19 protein-coding genes are annotated in these 18266 nt (G+C 62.4%); 14 read left to right on the top strand and 5 right to left on the bottom strand.

Annotation, left to right across the window (positions count from 1 at the left end):
- Positions 1-21 precede the first annotated feature (21 nt).
- Positions 22-648 carry a DsbA family protein gene (locus V1289_RS44975; RefSeq protein ID WP_334407924.1) on the top strand — a complete coding sequence of 209 codons (627 nt, stop codon included), beginning with the start codon at positions 22-24 and terminating at the stop codon, positions 646-648.
- 89 nt (positions 649-737) lie between these two features.
- Positions 738-1706, top strand: a complete 969-nt coding sequence (locus tag V1289_RS44970; RefSeq protein WP_334405967.1) for a Bug family tripartite tricarboxylate transporter substrate binding protein — start codon at positions 738-740, stop codon at positions 1704-1706.
- Between the two features lie 24 nt (positions 1707-1730).
- On the opposite strand, the gene V1289_RS44965 is transcribed toward V1289_RS44970, so the two are convergent.
- Positions 1731-2000 (bottom strand): PilZ domain-containing protein, encoded by a 270-nt coding sequence (locus tag V1289_RS44965; RefSeq protein ID WP_309176790.1) that lies wholly within the window; start codon positions 1998-2000, stop codon positions 1731-1733.
- Positions 2001-2249: 249 nt separating this feature from the next.
- On the opposite strand from V1289_RS44965, the gene V1289_RS44960 reads away from it, so the two are divergent.
- Genes V1289_RS44960 through V1289_RS44950 form a run of 3 tightly spaced genes read left to right on the top strand, consistent with a single transcriptional unit; the run spans position 2250 to position 5280 of the window.
- Positions 2250-3653: an MFS transporter gene (locus V1289_RS44960; protein ID WP_334405966.1), complete on the top strand. Its 1404-nt coding sequence runs from the start codon at positions 2250-2252 to the stop codon at positions 3651-3653.
- 2 nt (positions 3654-3655) lie between these two features.
- Positions 3656-4852 carry an acyl-CoA dehydrogenase family protein gene (locus V1289_RS44955; protein WP_334405965.1) on the top strand — a complete coding sequence of 399 codons (1197 nt, stop codon included), beginning with the start codon at positions 3656-3658 and terminating at the stop codon, positions 4850-4852.
- A 26-nt stretch (positions 4853-4878) separates the two neighbouring features.
- The gene (locus V1289_RS44950; protein ID WP_074276744.1) at positions 4879-5280 is read left to right on the top strand and encodes a VOC family protein; all 402 of its coding nucleotides are present in this window, start codon (positions 4879-4881) and stop codon (positions 5278-5280) included.
- 389 nt (positions 5281-5669) lie between these two features.
- Here the strand turns inward: V1289_RS44950 and V1289_RS44945 are convergent, their stop codons facing one another.
- Both V1289_RS44945 and V1289_RS44940 read right to left on the bottom strand, forming a co-directional pair.
- A complete protein-coding gene (locus V1289_RS44945) occupies positions 5670-5894 on the bottom strand; it encodes a hypothetical protein (RefSeq protein ID WP_334405964.1) in 225 nt (74 codons plus the stop codon).
- A gap of 224 nt (positions 5895-6118) precedes the next feature.
- The gene (locus V1289_RS44940; protein WP_334405963.1) at positions 6119-6853 is read right to left on the bottom strand and encodes a Spy/CpxP family protein refolding chaperone; all 735 of its coding nucleotides are present in this window, start codon (positions 6851-6853) and stop codon (positions 6119-6121) included.
- Between the two features lie 468 nt (positions 6854-7321).
- Between V1289_RS44940 and V1289_RS44935 the strand changes: the two genes are divergently transcribed.
- The 7 genes from V1289_RS44935 to V1289_RS44905 all read left to right on the top strand — a co-directional run bounded on the left by V1289_RS44935 (position 7322) and on the right by V1289_RS44905 (position 14784).
- On the top strand, positions 7322-8662 hold the full coding sequence (locus tag V1289_RS44935; RefSeq protein ID WP_309176785.1) for an ABC transporter substrate-binding protein: 1341 nt from the start codon (positions 7322-7324) through the stop codon (positions 8660-8662).
- A 149-nt stretch (positions 8663-8811) separates the two neighbouring features.
- Entirely contained in the window at positions 8812-9747 is a 936-nt protein-coding gene (locus V1289_RS44930) for a carbohydrate ABC transporter permease (RefSeq protein ID WP_334405962.1), read from the top strand.
- Positions 9747-10658: a carbohydrate ABC transporter permease gene (locus V1289_RS44925; protein ID WP_334405961.1), complete on the top strand. Its 912-nt coding sequence runs from the start codon at positions 9747-9749 to the stop codon at positions 10656-10658. The genes V1289_RS44930 and V1289_RS44925 overlap by 1 nt, the downstream gene beginning before the upstream one ends.
- Positions 10659-10662: 4 nt before the next feature.
- The gene (locus V1289_RS44920) at positions 10663-11763 is read left to right on the top strand and encodes an ABC transporter ATP-binding protein (RefSeq protein ID WP_074276739.1); all 1101 of its coding nucleotides are present in this window, start codon (positions 10663-10665) and stop codon (positions 11761-11763) included.
- A 36-nt stretch (positions 11764-11799) separates the two neighbouring features.
- A complete protein-coding gene (locus V1289_RS44915; RefSeq protein ID WP_334405960.1) occupies positions 11800-12789 on the top strand; it encodes a hydroxyacid dehydrogenase in 990 nt (329 codons plus the stop codon).
- A 66-nt stretch (positions 12790-12855) separates the two neighbouring features.
- Positions 12856-14280, top strand: coding sequence for an amidase (locus tag V1289_RS44910; RefSeq protein WP_334405959.1), 1425 nt, complete (start codon positions 12856-12858; stop codon positions 14278-14280).
- Positions 14281-14382: 102 nt separating this feature from the next.
- Complete coding sequence (locus tag V1289_RS44905) at positions 14383-14784, top strand: hypothetical protein (protein ID WP_334405958.1); 402 nt, start codon at positions 14383-14385, stop codon at positions 14782-14784.
- 28 nt (positions 14785-14812) lie between these two features.
- Here V1289_RS44905 and V1289_RS44900 read toward each other — a convergent pair whose 3' ends face one another.
- Entirely contained in the window at positions 14813-15331 is a 519-nt protein-coding gene (locus V1289_RS44900; RefSeq protein ID WP_334405957.1) for a DUF1993 domain-containing protein, read from the bottom strand.
- A 98-nt stretch (positions 15332-15429) separates the two neighbouring features.
- Here V1289_RS44900 and V1289_RS44895 point away from each other — a divergent pair, with 98 nt between their 5' ends.
- Complete coding sequence (locus tag V1289_RS44895) at positions 15430-16212, top strand: transporter substrate-binding domain-containing protein (protein ID WP_334405956.1); 783 nt, start codon at positions 15430-15432, stop codon at positions 16210-16212.
- Between the two features lie 193 nt (positions 16213-16405).
- Positions 16406-17224: a DUF2147 domain-containing protein gene (locus V1289_RS44890; RefSeq protein WP_334405955.1), complete on the top strand. Its 819-nt coding sequence runs from the start codon at positions 16406-16408 to the stop codon at positions 17222-17224.
- 186 nt (positions 17225-17410) lie between these two features.
- On the opposite strand, the gene V1289_RS44885 is transcribed toward V1289_RS44890, so the two are convergent.
- Entirely contained in the window at positions 17411-18181 is a 771-nt protein-coding gene (locus V1289_RS44885) for an FkbM family methyltransferase (RefSeq protein ID WP_334405954.1), read from the bottom strand.
- Positions 18182-18266 lie beyond the last annotated feature (85 nt).

The raw sequence follows: 18266 nt of genomic DNA, 5'->3' as shown, positions 1-18266 counted from the left end.
TTCGGAGCAGGCCCTTTGAATATTCTCTGCCGCGTCCTCGCCGTCACATTCCTCGCCCTCGCCCCGCCGCTCACCAGCGCAGCGATGGCGCAAAGCGCAATCGCCGCCGCTGTGGCAAAGCCGGTGTCGCTGCCGGATATCGCGATCGGCTCGCCGAAGGCGCCGATCACCATCACCGAATACGCCTCGATGAGCTGCCCGCATTGCGCGGCGTTCGGCGAGAACGTGTTCCCGATGCTGCGGTCGAAATATATCGACACCGGCAAGGTGCGGTTCATGTTCCGTGAATTTCCACTCGACATCAAGGCCGCGGCGGCCTCGATGCTGGCGCGCTGCATCGCCAAGGACGATTCCGAAAAATACCTCGGCGCCGTCGATATCCTGTTCAAGCAGCAGGACCGCTTGATGGATCAGACCAAGGACACGCTGAATTTCATCGGCAAGCTGAACGGGATGAGCGAACAGGAGGTCGAGACCTGCGAGAAGGATCAGGCGCTGCTCGACAAGCTCGCCGCCGACCAGAGATATGCGGTGGATGCCTTGAAGGTGGATTCGACGCCGACCTTCTTCGTCAATGGCGAGCGGCTCAAGGGCAGCATGTCGTTCGAGGAACTGGAAGAGCGGATCAAACCGCTATTGAAGAAATAACGACGGCACGCCGTCGCCCTCTCTCCCCTTGTTCTGCGCGCCGCCGTCGCCGATGATGGCGCCAACAAGCATATTTGGGGGAAAGCGCCATGGCGGCCATTTTGCGAATATCGTGCGCAGCGGTGTTGTTGTTGTGCGGTGTCCCGCCAGCCTCGGCGCAAAGCTATCCAAACCGGCCGGTGCGCGTGGTGGTCGGGTTTCCGGCCGGCGGGCCGACCGACGCCATCGCGCGCATGGTGTCACAGAAACTCTCCGATGCGTTCGGCCAGCAGTTCTTTGTGGAGAATGTCGGCGGCGCGGGCGGAAACACCGCGGCCGGCCAGGTCGCGCGCGCGACCCCGGACGGTTACACCATCATGGCGATCAGCACCGGGTTCATGGTCAATCCCAGCCTCTACGCCAGGGTGCCGTACGATGCGGTGAAGGATTTTGCCCCGGTGACGCTGGTCGCAGCGTCTCCGAATGTGGTCGTGGTCAACCCGTTGGTGCCGGCCAAATCGCTACCGGAACTGGTGCAGCTCATTCGAGACAATCCCGGCAAATACAGCTTTGCGGGTCCTGGCGTCGGCTCGACGCCGCATCTCGGCGGCGAATTGTTTCGGCTGGCGTTCAACCTCGACCTGGTGCATGTGCCGTTTACAGGTGCTGCTCCGGCGGTCCAGGCCACGGTCGGCGGGCATACGCCGATCGCCTTCACCGCATTGCCGTCCTCGCTCTCGGCGATCCAGTCCGGGCAACTCCGCGCGCTCGGTGTTGCGGCAAACGAACGCGCGGGCGGAATACCCGACGTGCCGACCTTCGCCGAACAAGGCATCAGTGACCAGGAGGCCGACACCCTCACCGGCATCGTCGCGCCGGCGGGGACCCCGAAGGAGATCGTTGACCTGCTTTATCGCGAGAACGCCAAGGCTGTCGGGCAGCCGGACCTGACCGAGCGCCTTGCCGTGCTCGGCTTCAAGGCGGTGGCGGACACACCGGATGAATTCGCCGCACGGATCAAGCAGGAAATGGAGAAGTGGGGCAAGGTCGTGCACGATGCGAAGCTGAGGATCGAGTAAGCTGCTTCCCCGCGCTCAGCGCCATCAGGTCGATTGCGGTGCTTTCGGGACGTCGATGAAGGTCAGGCCAATCCGGTTTTTCTGGATCCAGGCGATGCGGCATTCACGCACGATCGAGGAATCCTTCGCCATCACGAGGCGAAAGCACTGCGGAACAAAGGCCGGATTTGCGACGTCAATCGCCGCCCCCTCGACCGAAATGTTGCGCACCACGCAACGCATCACGGAACCGCCCGACGAGACATAGGCGGGTTCGTCGATTTCGGTTCGCGGATGCTTTCGTTTCTCTTCCATCCCCTTCGGCCCTGGATATCGCTATACCGGCAGGCTAGCGGCAAAACATTAAACAAATGGCGAGCGTCCGTCGCCACGCCGGCCGAATTTGTGCAAAGCGGTATGACGTCCCGCCGCCGTTGCCGCGCAGATGTGATCCGCGTCTTCGCGGGGTTGCTGTTCGCGGCATCGGCGGGATAGCCTTTGCCGATAGCGGTGCGCAGGCGCGACGCCCGTTCAAAAAATGAACATGCGCCAAGGGGAAACGCCATGTTCGAGATACTCGATCGCCGGACGAGTCTGACCGGCAACCAGATCAAGATCCTCACCGCCGCCATCATCGGCGACGCGCTCGAATTCTTCGACTATTTCCTGATCGGCTTCGTGCTCGCCTTCCTGATCGGGCCGTGGAAGCTCACCTTCGGTCAGTCGGCGACGGTGCTGATGAGTTCCGGCATCGGCGCAATCATCGGCGCCTATCTCTGGGGTTGGCTTGCCGATCGCGTCGGCCGCCGCGTGGTGTTCATCGGCACCGTCTTGAACTTCTCCATTGCGACCGGCCTGCTCTATTTCACGCCCGATAATGGCTGGATCTATCTGACGATCATGCGTTTCTTCGTCGGCACCGGGGTCGGCGGGCTGTATTGCGTGGACCTGCCGCTGGTGCAGGAATTCATGCCCTCTTCCAAGCGCGGCTGGGTCGGAGGGCTGGTGACGTGCGTCATCCCGCTGGGTGTCGGTCTTGGCGCCGTGATGGGCGGTTTCATGGGAAGCGACCAGTGGCGGCTGCTGTTTGCCATCGGCGTGCTCCCGGCGCTGCTGGTCCTGCTGGTCCGCCTCTGGGTTCCGGAATCGCCGCGCTGGCTGTGCCGCCAGGGCCGCTACGAAGAAGCCCGCAAGTCGCTCGCCTGGGCGCTCCAGATGGAACCATCTACCCTGCCGCTGCCGACCGCCGCTGACGCCGGCCCGATTGTTAAGTCGAACTGGCTCGACCTGTTCAAATATCCGCGGAGCCTGCTGGTCTCCTGGCTCGGCAATGCCGGCGCCCAGACCGGCGTCTACGGCATCACGCTCTGGGCACCGTCGCTGTTCGTGCTGCTGTTGAAGGTGACGCCCCAGGAAGCCGCCAAGATGATGATCCTGCTCAGCGTGAGCGGCTTCATCGGCCGTCTCTCCTTCTCCTATTTCTCGGAGGCGTTGGGACGGCGCACCGCCGGCGGGCTGCTCGGCCTCGGCGCCGGGGTGCTGACCATCGTCGCCGGCTACCATTACGATACGACGCTGTTTGGCCTGTCGGCGTTCTGGCTGATCCTGGCCGTGGCCTTCTTCTTTGCCGATGGCGGCTTTGCCATCGTCGGGCCCTATGCGGCCGAGGTCTGGCCGTCGCATCTGAGAACCAGCGGCATGGGCTCGGCCTATGGCTTCGGCGGTATCGGCAAGATCATCGGACCGGTCGGCCTCGCGTTGATCGTGGGTTCAAACAATTATCTCAAGCCCGACGTGCCGCTGACCCAAATCCCGACCGCCTTCGTCTATCTCGGCTGCTGGTTCCTGATGGCCGGCGCCGTGTATTATTTCCTCGGCATCGAGACCAGGGGCAAGTCGATCGAACAGATCGACAAGGATCTGGCTGACGGGCTTGATTTGTCGACGGCCACCGTGCGGCAGGCATAGCCTTGGACAGGCCGATCTCCACTTCTGCCGATCTGGCGGGCGACCAGCGTGTGATCGCCCGCGCCGAGGCCGTCCGTCCCGCGGTCGCCGCGGCCTCCAACGAGGTCGAGGCGACGCGGCGGCTGCCGCCGGCGCTGCTCGACAAGCTTCACGACGCGGGGCTGTTTCGTCTACTGCTGCCGCGTTCGTCCAACGGCATCGAAACCGATCCGGTCACCTTCTTCCACGTCATCGAGACCATCGCCCGCGCCGACGCCTCGACGGCATGGTGCCTGAGCCAGGCCGGCGGCTGCGCGATGTCGGCCGCCTATCTCGACCTGCCGGTGGCGCAGGCGATCTTTGGCGATCCGAAGGCCGTACTGGCCTGGGGCCCCGGCCCCAGGGTCAAGGCGGTGGAATGTGACGGCGGCTACCGGGTCACTGGCGTGTGGTCGTTCGCCTCCGGCGGCCGGCATGCAACCTGGCTCGGCGCGCACTGTCCGATCTATGCGGCCGACGGCACGCCGAAGCACGAAGCCAATGGCGAGCCGCAGGAGCGCACCATGCTGGTGCGCACCCAGGATGTGGAATGGACCGACATCTGGAACACGGTCGGGCTGCGCGGCACCGCCAGCGACCAGTTCGCGCTGAACGACTTCTTCGTTCGATCCGATCATTCGATCACCCGCGAATTCGACCGGGAATGCCGCGAAGGCGGACCGCTCTACCGCATGAGCGCCGGCACCTGCTACCAGGTCGGCTTTGCCGGCGTGGCCTGCGGAATTGCCCGCGGCGCGCTCGACAATTTTGTCGATGTGGCGCGCAACAAGGTGCCGCGCGGCATGAAGTCACCGTTGCGCGACAACGCCGTGGTGCAGTCCGGTCTCGCCCAGGCCGAGGTCAATTTGCGCGCCGCGCGCGCCTTCCTGCTGCAGTCGATAGCCGACATCTGGAAGGATCTGGTGGCCGGAACCAGCATCACGGTCGAACAGCGTGTCGTCATCCGCATGGCCGCCACACACGCCATCCACAAGGGGCGCGAGGCGGTCGATTTCGCCTATAACGCCGCCGGAGCCACCGCGATCTTCGAGGGGCATCCGCTGGAGCGTCGCTTCCGCGACATCCACACCGTGACTCAGCAGTTGCAGGGCCGGCTCAGCCATTTTGAAACCGTCGGCGCCTGGATGCTGGGCGTCGAGGCCGACCTCACCTTCGTCTAACCCACTTTCGTCTAGGGAGAACAACCATGCCACTTGGCGGACTGCAGCATTACACCATCGAACCCCAGGACCTCGAGCGCACCAAGAACTTCTACTGTGAAGTGCTGGGCCTGGAGAACGGCGATCGGCCGCCGCTCGATTTTCCCGGCTATTGGCTCTATTCAGGCGGCGTCGCCACGGTGCATCTGATGGGCACGCGCAAGCCGCGCGAAGGCATTGTGGTACGCGGCACCGAGAAGAAATACGAGGACACCGGCCGTCTCGATCACATCGCCTTTTCCGCCACCGATGTCGACGGCGTGCGCAAGCGCCTGCAGCAGCACAACGTCAAATTCCGCGAAAGCATCGTGCCGCGTACCGGCGATACGCAGTTCTTCATGTACGACCCCGATGGCGTCGGCGTGGAATTGAATTTCCCGAAGGCGTAGAGCATTTTTCGCGCCCCCCGGTCTTGCCGCGAGTTTGACATCAATTCGGCCAGCCCCGCGCTGGCCGGATTCGCCTTGCGATATTCTTGGGCCAAAGGATTCCTGGGCCAAAGCGCGCATGATGTTCCGGCGCAATACTCAACGGTGAAAGATCGACGTTCCCGACAAGGCCGCGAGTCGGCCATCACTCGGGCGCGAGTCGGACAGGGTTTCTTCACCATTGCGTGACGAATAGACGAGCCGCGCCGCTGCGGCAGGATAGCCGGGTGCCGTGCCTTCAACCTACCCCAGGGCTACGTGCCCGGCTATTCGTCGCGGCTCCACCGCGTTCAAGCCACAAAAAAGCCCCGGGCGATGCCAGGGCTGTTGTTTGGCGCACTGGGTCGATTTCAGCATTTCGCAACAACCGGTCCGGCCCGGTCGAAGCGATAATTGAGCTTCACCATGACCTCATTGGTCTCGACAGTCTTGTGGCCCGTCACATTTTGATTGAGGCAAGCCGTCGTCGTCTGACAAATCCCGGCGACCTGGCCGAGTCCGAAATCTCCGCCCTGATAGCGGGTGTACCGATACTCGCCGCCGATTTCCCGGTTCTTGTTGGGCGCGTAGGCCAAGCCTGCGCTAGCCCTGGCACGGAGCGGTCTGCTCAGTTTGCCCTTGGCTGTTGCCAAAACGCAGTCGTTCGGGTCCTCCGCGTATCTGACGCCCAACTTGGTCCGGGCGGTGAGGACTTATCCACGCTGAACCAAGGTTCGGCGGGGGACAGCCAAGCCAGGAATCGAGGCGTTCGGGCACCGCCAGCGCCAGTGGGTGGAGCGGCGGGACCGGTTACAATTGCCTAATCGAGCCCGCGTTCGTGGCTCAGATTGACCATTTCCTGAATGAAAATCTGCTTCTGCTTGTCGTCCAGGCTCGCAAACAGCGGCTCGGCCGCATCGGCCACATTGCGCTGATCGACCGCGCGATCGTTGAGGAACTGGGCTTCGTTGCGCATCTGCTCGATGATGTCGTCGGGCGGATCGCGCTTGGCGCGCGCGATGCGCAGATTAAGGCGGTCGGCGCCGTTATGGCCAAGATAATGCATCGCACTGTTGAAGCCGGCCCAGTTCTTCTCCTGCTCCGGCGTCAGGTTCAATTCCTTCTTGATCCGCTCGATATTGGAGTCACTGTTGGCGACAATTTGTTCGGCCGTGATCTGCGGCGCACCTTCCTGGGTCAGGACTGTCGGCTGCTTGGCGCCCTTGGCGCCCTTGGCTGCCTTCGCCGTTTTCGCAGCATCGCCCTGCTTGCCATCTTTCGCGGCCGGCGCCTGTCCATTCGGCGCCTGGCCATTCTTGCCGCCGGTCAGGACACCGGTGACTCCGGTCACGACGCCGACCACGCCGCCGATCGCGCCGCCGAGGACGCCGCCAACCGGTCCGGCGGCCTTGTTGCCCTCGCGGGCGCCCTTTTCAACGCCTTGAACCACCTGCGCATCGGCCATCCACGGCGCGCCAAGAAGCATGATGGCGGCCACCCCACGCGCGACGCATAGCTTCCACCGCGAACGCAGCGTCGTTACCGGGTTGGTCATTCGTTCGTCTCCTTTTGGTCGATCTAAAACTGTCGGCTTTGCGTTCTCTACGGCGGAGGGCCCGCCGCCGAATCCGGATTTTATCGTTTTCGCGTTGCGCAAGTCTACCTGCCGCGCTCCGTCATCCAAATGACGAAACGTTTGCCGCAAAACGGGATTAGGCCGGCGAGGAGAAACCTGCTGCGCTATCGCACACCCGCTCGCCCATCCGCGAGGTCGGTGTGTGCGATGCAATATCCTCGCGCCGATGCCCGGAATGCCTTGCATTCGTGGACGGAGATTCCCGCTGCCTGCAATTTGCACACAACGTTAGTTCTAGAACAGCAAGCGCCTGATTTCTCGACAGACGCCGGCAATTCTGCTCTGATTGCGTCAATGAAATCTCCGCGACGCCTGAATCGCCGCGAGCAGAACAACAAAAACGAGATTTCTCTTCAAATCCGATTGGCTCACCAGGGAGGTAACGCCATGTCACGGAAGAAGCTCACTCGTCGAGAATTTGTTGCTGCTACTGCGCTGTCATCGGCAGCGTTGATCACCGCACCCTATGTGCGCGGCGCGTACGCCGCCGGCAAGCTGACAATGGGCTTCTGGGATCACTGGGTGCCCGGCGCCAACAAGGCCTCGACCGACCTGGTCAACGAGTGGGCCGAAAAAGAGAAGGTCGAGGTATCGATCGACTACATCACCAGCAACGGCAGGAAGAACGAGATCACGATCGCCGCCGAAGCCCAGGCGAAGTCCGGGCACGATATCCTCGCGATGGCGACGTGGTGGCCGCATTCGCAGGCCGATCTGCTCGAGCCGATGAATGACGTCGTCGAGCCGCTCATCGCGCAAAACGGCGCCGTCAATGGCACGGTGCAATATCTCGGCAAGGCCGGCGACAAATGGCTCGGCGTTCCCACCTGCATCGGCAGCCAGATCAAGGGGCCCTGCTCGCGCATCGACCTCATGAAGAAGTACGCCGGCATCGACGTGCAGGAGATGTATCCGGCAGGCAGCCCGCCCAAGGCGGAGAACTGGACCACGGACACCTTCCTCAAGGCGGCCGAAGCCTGCCACAAGGGCGGCTTCCCGTTCGGCATCGGTCTTGGCGAGACCAGCGACTCCGTCGATACCGTCGGCGCGATCTTCCTGTCCTTTGGCGCCGAGGTCGTCGATGCCAAGGGCAATGTTGTCGTGAAGAACGACAATGTCCGCCAGGCGCTAGAATACTACAAAAAGTTGATCGCGTTCCTGCCGCCCGACGCGCCGGCGTGGGACGATGCCTCCAACAACCGATGGCTGGTCTCCGGCAAGGGCGCGCTGATCATGAACCCGCCGAGCGCCTGGGCCGTCGCCAGGCGCGACGCCCCGGATATTGCCGCGCAATGCTGGACTCACGGCTTCCCAGCCGGCCCGAAGGGCCGCTTCGCGCCGTTCCTGCCCTATTTCTGGAGCGTCTGGAATTTCGGCAAGAACAAGGCGGCGGCCAAAAGCCTGCTGACCCATATGTCGCAACCGGCTGCAGTCGAGAAACTGGTCGCGGCAAGCGGTGGCTATGATCTGCCGGCGTTCGAGAAACTCACCACGCTGAAGACATGGGCCGAGGAAGGGCCGCCGAAGGGCACGCTTTACCACTACCCCAATCCGTACAACCATCAGAAGCTCTCGATCGCGGCATCGCCGGCGCCACCGAAGGTCGCCCAGCAGATTTACACCCAGGCAACCCTGACCAAAATGTGCGTGCGCTTCTACCAGGGCGAGCCGATGGAGAAGACGCTGGCCTGGGCGGAAGGCGAACTCGAAGGCTTCATGCGGAGTTGAACTGGTCCGGGCGGTCGCGCCAGTCGCGTGGCCGCTGCGGCGAGCATGCTCCACGACGCGGTTGCGTCAATACGACTGGTGGCCGGCAGCGATGCCGGCCCCGATTGAAAGCCTGACCGGCTCCTCTGAAACCGCGAGGAAGATGAATCATGGCTGATGTAGCAATTCAATCGAGCAGAATTGCCGGCGCGGGAACGCGAAAGCGCTCCAGTTTGCGGACAACGCTCAAGCGCAAGTCCACGGCCGCCTTCCTCATGACGCTGCCGCTGATCCTCCTGATCGGAATTCTGGTGATCTATCCGGCCTTCTATTCCCTGCATCTGGCAACCCTGAACAAGTCGATGCAGCGGTTCATCGGCTTCGGCAATTTTGAGTTCCTGTTCAGACGCGAAACGTTCTGGCTGGTCGTGAAGCAATCGTGCATCTTCGCGATCACAGCTGTGGTGTTCAAGGCGCTGATCGGCTTCATCGTCGCGCATTTCGTTCACAACATCCCGGCAAAAGGGCAGCGCAAGTGGCGCGGCATGCTGCTGGTGCCTTGGGTTATCCCCCCCGCGATGAGCACGCTGGCATGGCTGTGGCTGTTCGATCCTTCCTACAGCGCGTTCAATTATACGCTTTCCTATTTTGGCATCGGGCCGATCTCGTGGACCGGCGACGCCTATTGGGCGCGGTTCTCGGTCATTCTTGTCAACATCTGGTTTGGCGCGCCCTTCTTCATGATCATGTATCTGGCGGCGCTGAAATCGGTGCCGGAGCAGCTCTATGAGGCGGCCGCCATCGACGGTGCCAATTGGTGGCAGCGGATCTGGTACGTGACGCTGCCGATGATGCGCAACATCATTGCGATCACGACGCTGTTCTCGCTGATCGTGACGTTTGCCAATTTCGACATTGTCCGGATCCTGACCGCCGGCGGTCCGCTGGATCACACGCATATTTTCGCGACCTGGGCGTTCCGCGTTGGTATCGAAGGCGGCGACATCCCGCTCGGCGCCAGCGTGTCGCTGTTCATGTTCCCAATACTCGCGATCGCGGCGATCTTCATCCTGCGCGACATCAACAAACGTGGGAATGAAGCCTGATGAGCACGCTCGCAATCGACAAGGCCGGCCCGACCCGCAAGACCAAATATGGCAGCATGAGCCGCGACCGCGCCTGGGCGCTGAAATGGTCGTACTTCTTCCTCATCCTGTTCGCGATCTTTTCGCTGGTGCCGCCGCTCTACATGCTCATCACCTCGCTGAAGAGCAGTGCCGAGATTTCGGCGGCGACCAATCCCTGGTGGGTATTTCATCCGACGCTGTCGAACTACGTTGGGCTGCTGACGTCGAACCAGTTCCTGGTATTCTTCCGGAACTCTGCCTTTGTCTCGATCTTCGTGGTCACCATCACCATGCTGATCAGCGTGCCCGCGGCCTTCGCGCTGTCGCGCATGCGGTTCTGGGGCTCGGCGACCCTCGCGACCGGGGTGTTTTTGACCTACCTCATCCCGGACACCCTGCTGTTTCTGCCGCTGTTCAAGATGTTCGCGGTATTCGGCGACTGGACCGGCATCCAGCTCATCAACAGATGGTACGTGCTGCTGCTGCTCTATCCGACGCTGACGGTTCCGTTCTGCACCTGGATCATGATCGGTTATTTCGCCTCGATCCCCAAAGAGCTCGATGAGGCCGCGATCATCGATGGCGCCTCCTGGTTCCAGACCCTGACGCGGATATTCATTCCGGTGGCGATGCCGGGGATTATCGCCGCGACCATCTTCGCCTTCACCGTGTCCTGGGCGCAATTCCTGTATCCGCTGGTGTTCACGACCTCGACCGATCAACTGGTGCTGCCGGTCGGCATCATCACCTCACTGATCAAGGGCGACGTGTTCAACTGGGGCCAGATCATGACCGGTGCCCTGCTCGGCGCCGCGCCGCCGCTGATCATCTACGCGTTCCTGATGGATTATTACATTGCCGGCCTGACCGCCGGCGCGACAAAGGGTTGAAATCATGGCTGACGTGACGTTGCGCAAGGTGATCAAGCGTTACGACGACGTCGAGGCGGTGCGCGGCATCGATCTCGACATCGCCGACCACGAGTTCGTGGTGCTGGTGGGACCGTCGGGCTGCGGCAAGTCGACCACGCTGCGGATGATCGCGGGGCTTGAGGACATCACCGACGGCGACATCATGATCGGCGGCGACGTCGTCAACGACGTGCCGCCAAAGGACCGCGACATCGCGATGGTGTTCCAGAACTACGCGCTGTACCCGCACATGACGGTCGCCGAAAACATGTCGTTCGGGCTGCGCCTGAAACGTTATCCGAAGGCCGAGATCAAGACCCGGATCGACGAGGCCGCGCGCATGCTCGACATCGTCGAACTGGTCGATCGCAAGCCCAAGCAATTGTCCGGCGGCCAGCGCCAGCGCGTCGCCATGGGCCGCGCCATCGTGCGTAACCCAAAAGTGTTCCTGTTCGACGAACCGCTGTCCAACCTCGACGCCAAGCTTCGGGTCCAGATGCGGATCGAAATCAAGAAGGTGCACCAGAAAGTCCGCACCACCACGGTTTACGTCACCCACGATCAGGTCGAGGCGATGACGCTGGCCGACCGGGTCGTGGTGATGAACCACGGCCGCATCGAACAGATCGGCACGCCGAACGAACTCTACCACAAGCCGGCGACGCGCTTTGTCGCCAGCTTCATAGGCTCGCCGGCGATGAATTTCATCCCCTGCCGGCTCGAGGATGTCGGCGGCAAGCTCAACATCCGGATCACCGACCGGATCGCCTTCCCGCTGCCGCCCGCCCGCGCCGCCCGATATCAGGGTGTCTCGCGGACCGACAAATTGCTGTTGGGGGTCCGGCCCGAACACATCACCGAAGCAAAGCCGCATTCGGAGCCGGGCATCGAGCCCTTCGATGCGGTGCTCGATGTTACCGAGCCGATGGGAATGGAAACCCTGATCTATTTCACGCTCGAGGGCGCGCAGATCTGCGGCCGGGTCAATCCCAACGCCGGGGCGCGCGATGGCAGCCCGCTCCGATTGGCAGTGGACCTCAACAATATGCACCTGCTAAACGAGGTGACCGGCGTCGTCCTTTGACGGCGCACAAACAAAAATGAGGCCAAGGGGCTGGAAATGGCGACCAACAAGAAGAAAATTTTCGTAACCGAATCGATGTCGCAGCAGGGACGAGCACTTCTCGATGCGCGGGACGATATCGAACTCATCGAATTTCCCAACATGATCTCGGCCCGGGATTTCGAGGCCATGCTGAAGGCGCAGGCGCCGGTCCATGGCGTGGCGCTCGGCGCCACCCGGTTCGGCGAACCCGAACTCGAGGCCTCCGGCGACATGAAGGTGGTGACGCGGATCGGGGTCGGTTTCGACGCCGTCGATGTCCCGGCGCTGAGCCGCCGCAAGGTGCCGCTGATGGTCGCGGGCACCGCCAACTCGCCGTCGGTCGCCGAACAGGCGCTGTTCATGATGCTGACATTGGCGAAGCGCGCGGTGGAAATGCATTCGATCGTCAAGGACGGCAGATGGGCGTCGCGCCTCGGCGTGCTGCCCTACGATCTCTTCGGCAAGACCGTCCTGATCGTCGGTTTCGGCCGCATCGGCACCCGCACCGCCAAGCGTTGCCTGGCAATGGAAATGAACGTTCTGATCTACGATCCCTACAAACCCGCGGCCGACATCAAGACAGCCGGCTCTGAACCGGTTGCCGATCTCGATGCGGCATTGCCGCGCGCTGACTTCGTCAGCATTCACTGCCCGAAAAATCCGGAAACCGTCGGCATGTTCAATGCCGCGCGGCTGCAGCGGATGAAGCCGACGGCGTACCTCATCAACACCGCGCGCGGCGGCATCGTCGACGAACCGGCGCTGCATGCGGCCCTGGTTTCAGGCAGACTTGCGGGCGCGGGCCTCGACGTTTTCGAACAGGAGCCACCGCCGGCCGGCCACTCGCTGTTCGCACTTCCCAACGTCATCATGGCGCCGCATGTCGCCGGCGTGACGCGGGAGGCCGTGGACCGCATGAGCGAGCAAACCGCACGCAATATCCTGAGCGTGCTCGACGGCGATCCTTTGCGCCAAAACGTGATCAATCAGGACGTCTTCGGCTGATCGCCCAGGGATCACCGTTCTGGCGCCGGCCGATCCATCGATTGGCCCGGTCAACGAGGTATGCACATGGCATTCAGGGAATACGGCAATTTTGACGCGGTCGGCCTTGCCGGGCTGGTCCGCAACAAACAGGTCACGGCGCGCGAGCTGCTCGACGAGGCCGTGGCCCGCACCGCGAAAGTCGATCCGCAAATCAACGCGGTCGTCGTCAAACATTACGATTATGCCGAACGCCAGATCGAGCGAGGACTTCCCGACGGTCCGTTCGCCGGCGTGCCGTTTCTCCTGAAGGACCTCGATCTGTTGGAGGGCACGCGCACGACGTCGGGCGCGACTTTGCTGAAGGATTTTGTCGCCGATCACAGCGGTACCCTCGCCCAGCGCTTTCTCGCGACTGGCGTCTCGATTTTCGGAAAAAGCGCCAGTCCCGAATTCGGCCTGATGCCGACCACCGAGTCCCGTCTGCACGGACCAACCCGAAATCCCTGGATTCTGGCGCACTCCTCCGGCGGCTCGTCCGGCGGTGCCGCGGCGGCGGTCGCCGCGCGCATCCTGCCCGTGGCACATGCCAGCGACGGCGGCGGCTCGATCCGTATCCCCGCCTCCGCCTGCGGCGTGTTCGGGATGAAGCCGACCCGCGCGCGCAATCCGCTCGGTCCGGATCGCGGCGAAGGCTGGGGCGGATTTTCCTGCGGCCATGTAGTGAGCATCAGCGTGCGCGACAGCGCCGCGATGATGGACGCCATCCACGGGCCGGAAGCGTCGAGCCCCTATGTCGCGCCCGCTCCGGAGCGGCCGTTTGCGCAGGAGGTCGGCCGCGATCCCGGCAAGCTCCGCATCAGCTTCACCGACAAATCGCCTTATGGCGATGCCATCGATCCCGAGATCGCGGCTGCGGTTCGTGACGTCGCCGGCCTGCTCGCAGGATTGGGACACCACGTCGAGGAGCGCGCGCCGCCGCTGGCTGCCGATCCGGCGGCCGTGATGACCACGATTGTCGGTGGCAACACCGCGCTGACCGTGCGGTTGATCGAGCAGCGGCTCGGCCGTTCGGTGACCGAAAACGATTTCGAGATCCTGACGCTGGCGTTCGCCCACAACGCGCAAAACACCTCGGCGACCGACTATGTCGCCGCCCAACTTGGCGCCTTCCAGATTTCGCGCGGGCTCGCGACCTTCTTCGGGAATCGCGACGTTTTCCTGTGCCCGACGTTGTGTTCGCCGCCGCTGCGCCTCGGCGAACTCGACTCGATGTCTGGGGATCTGTCGCACATCCCGCCGGTCCTGCGGCGCTATATGCCGTGGACCTCGATGTTCAACATGTCCGGCCAGCCCGCGATGTCGGTGCCGCTGGCATGGAATAAGGCCGGATTGCCGCTCGGCATGATGTTTTCGGCCAAATTCGGCGATGAGGCCACCTTGTTCCGCCTGGCAGGCCAGTTGGAGCAGGCCCGGCCCTGGAACGGCCGATTGCCGCCGGTATGCGCGTAAGCTGACAAAACTCAGCCTTAATCCGGAGCGAGGAAGGGGTATTAGCGCTGGTGGCGGAGCCCGGCTTCCGTTAATCACGCCCTATTTCCGGGGACTAATATTTTGAGCCAGAGCGACCCAACCGATAATGCACTTGCGGCCATTGCCAGCATCCTTGACCAGCCCGAATCCCACCGCGAGCCGGAAAAGGTCGCGGTTGAAGAACAGCCTGCGCCGCCCCCCGCGATCGAGGCGGCCGGTTACTCCAAACTCGGTCCCGGACCGATGGCCGCGATCCGCTTCAAATGGACGGTGCGCGAGGATGATGGCGCATATTATGTCGACGAAACGATCGGCGAGAATTCGACCCCGCTCGTGACGGGGCCGATGACGAAGGAGGCCGCGATCAAGTTCGTGGACGATCGCGAAAGCGACGCGCGGCTGCGCTTCGAGCAGCTGAAAAGCGAAATGACTGGACGCAGCGCCGCCGCCAATCTGGTGCACAAGGACAGCGGCGAGATATAACGCTTCAGTCTCGTTCTCAAGCCTGTCGTCAAACTTGTCTTGGCGGACCCAGAAAATCCTTCTTGGCGAGATCGACGCCCGCGTGGCGCAGAATGTCATAGGCCGTCGTGACATGGAAAAAGAACTGCGGCACGCTGAACGTCAGCAGCAGCGATCGCCCGGTGAAATTTCGTTCCGCGCCGTTCCTGAACCTGAACGCGACCTCCTTGTCCGCGGCGCCATCGATCGCGCTGCGCGGCATCGCCTGGACGAAATCGATCGCGGTGTCGATCCGCGATTTCAGCTCGGTGATATCGGGCTCGGCATCCCCGTAGGTGTGAGGTTCGCGGCCGGCCAACAGCGCGCAGGCAATGACCGCGTGACGGTTGGCTTCCCCGACCTGCTGACGGAGGCTGTACATGTTGGGATAGAGCCGCATGTTGAGCAGGATCGCGGGATCGATGTTGCGCGCGCTCGCATAGGCCGATCCACGGTCCAGAAGCGCGGACAGATTGCCAAGATACGGCACGAAAACACCGACGGACGCTTCGTATAATGAGATGGTCACGATTCTGGCTTCTCCGGCTGGCTCCAGGCTGCCATCTGGTCTAGATCCTTGCGCCAGCACAAGTGCATGTCATCAGATTTGGCGGCGGAGAAGACACCATGTTTCGAATTCTGGCGGGCTTGGCAATCGCTGTCCTGGTGACGGTTTCCGCCCACGCCCAGCAGCCCGCGGCATCTTCCCGCCTCGACGACATCATCAAACGCGGCACGCTGCGCGTCGGCATGACCGGTGACTATCTGCCGTTCACCTATCTCGACAAAACCAATTCGAAATTCCGCGGCTTCGACGTCGACATGGCGGAAGCGCTGGGCAAGGCGCTCGGCGTCAAGGTCGAATATGTCCCGACCGCATGGCCGCAGCTGATGAAGGACTTTGAGGCCGACAATTTCGACATTGCGATGGGCGGCATCTCGATCACGCTCGACCGGCAAAAGAAGGGAATGTTCTCCACGCCGATCATGCGCGAGGGCAAGACCCCGATCGCGCGCTGCGTCGATGCGGGCAAATACCAGACCATTGCCGATATCGACAAGTCAGGCACGCGCGTGATCGTCAATCCCGGCGGCACCAACGAACGGTTCGCCCGGGCCAACGTGAAGAATGCCGAGATCAGGGTTTTCGGCGACAATGTCACGATCTTCGACGAGATCGCCAAGGGCAATGCCGACCTGATGATGACCGACTCATCGGAGACGCGGTACCAGCAGAAGCTGCATGCCGGCGTGCTCTGCGCGGTGCATCCGGAGAAACCGTTCGACTTCGCCGAGAAGGCCTACTGGCTGCAACGCGATGTCGCGTTGAAGGCGTTCGTCGATCAGTGGCTGCATATCGCCATGGAAGATGGCAGTTTCAAGCGGATCTATGCCGCATGGTTTGAATAATCCGCATGGAAAATACGGCGCAAAACGCCGCGGAAATTGACCACCCATCCAGCCCTAACTAGACTGGCCGCCGGCACCTTTGAACCAAAGCCGCTACACTACGACTCATGATTTGAAAGTGATCCAGGTCACGTTTCGTGACCCTGCTGAAGCATAGCTTCGCTCGCTGGGATTCCCTGCTCAGGAGGTCATCATGAAGAAGCTTCTCGCTATCGCCGCACTGTTGTTGGCGAGCACCGCCGCGCAGGCCCAGTACACCTTCGAATATGGCGGTCGCACCATTCGCGTCGATCCCGATCGCGGCACCGTTTCGATTCCCGGCGTCTACGATAATTCCGGCCGGCGCTCGAAGCGTTCGCGCAACGAGGATAGCGACCGTCCGCGTAAACAGGCGCCGCAGCAGGCGAAGACCGACCCGCAGGCGCCGCCGGCCGAAGCCGCAGTCCCGCCACCCGCACCGGCCGAGCAGACGCCCCCCGCTCCAGCCGTCGCCGCTCCCGCGCCCGTTCCCCCGGCGAGCGAACCCGCGACCACGACCGCCACCGTTGCGCCGGCCGATACCGCGGTGGTTCCGCCACCGTCTCCACCTGCGGCCAGCGCACCCGAGCCGCAAGTTCAACAGGAACCCGCTCCTGCTCCAAAGCCCGTACCGGCGCCGGCCGTTGCCGCGGTGACGCCACCGCCCGCACCGCCGCCGGCTGCTCCGCAAGCCGCGAATTCGCCGCTCGGCGTCTGGTTGACGGAAGAGAAGGAGGGCAAGGTCCGGATCGAACAATGCGGTGCCAATCTCTGCGGATATTCCGTCGACAAGAGGTCGAACCAGAATGGCGAACAGGTTCTGATCAACATGAAGCCCGGCAAGGACAAATGGAGCGGCCGGATTCTCGATCCGAATACCGGCAGCACCTATGATTCCACCATCGCGCTGAAGGGCACCGACACCCTGCGCGTCCAGGGCTGCGCCTTTGGCGGCGTGTTCTGTGGCGGCCAGACCTGGACAAGGGTCAACTAAAGCGTTTTCGAGCGAAAGCCTGCCCCGGACTTGATCCGGGGTGGATACCGGTTCGCATAGCAATCAAGTTTACGCAGATTGCGTAGACTTATCTGCGATAGAAAACGCGTCAAAACAAAAACCATAGGGCCTCGGTTCTGATTGAATCAGAGCGGGCCCCGCGCGGATTTTTGCCCGATCAAAAGCCTATGCAGCTTTGCTGTCTGCCGCGGGTTTGCGCCGGAACGTTTCGGTATCGCGCTTCAGCGCAATAGTGTCCTGTCCGGCCTCGAAGATGGCAAATCCGCCTGCCTCCAGTCTTTGCGTGAGGTCGGCGGCGTCCTTTTCCGCCATGCTTTCGTTTTCGTAGATCACGAGCTTGGTCGAAAGTTTTGCAAAGTCGAATTGGGAAAGGATGACGTGGTCAAATCCCTCCGCGTCGACCACGATGATGTCGGGGTCGCGATGCGCGGCGCAATCGAGCAGATCGGCAACCGTGACGCAGTGAACTTCGCTGGCGCGGATATAGGCGTCGATATTGGCGATCTGGTCGCCGAATTTCTCGATCTGCTCGCGTGACAGCGTGCCCACGCCGTGCGCCCAGCCGGGCAGCCGGCCGCTGCTGCAGTCGAGCGTGTACATGGTCATGGCGCCGTTATTCTCGGCCACGGCGTATTGCAGGAACACCATGCCCGGGAAGTCGCGATAGGTGCGTTGCAGCTCGCGATAATAGTTCGCCTGCGGCTCGACGAACGTGCCCGTCAGCTTGTGGCGGAAGATCGCCAGATTCAGCGGATCCGAGAGATAGCCGTCATTGGCGCCGATTTGCAGAAAGGTCCGCGCGTTGTCTTGCAGGACGACGTCTTCGACCAGAACCTCGACCGGCCGCCGGACATAGCCGCCCAGCCGGTAAGCGATCTTGCGAATGTTCGATTTCTGGCGTGCCGATAAATTGCGTGCCGCGAGCGCTCTGATCATCGGTCGTATCCTTTTGGGCAAGGGCTGTGTCATCGCGAGACAGCCGGCGTCCTCAAGGACAGAGGATTGCGAAGAGCGTGCCATC

The sequence above is a fragment of the Bradyrhizobium sp. AZCC 2289 genome, from assembly GCF_036924615.1.
In the GTDB taxonomy this organism is placed as follows: domain Bacteria; phylum Pseudomonadota; class Alphaproteobacteria; order Rhizobiales; family Xanthobacteraceae; genus Bradyrhizobium.
Note: the sequence above shows the minus strand (reverse complement) of the source record. Positions and strands in the feature narration are given on the sequence as shown.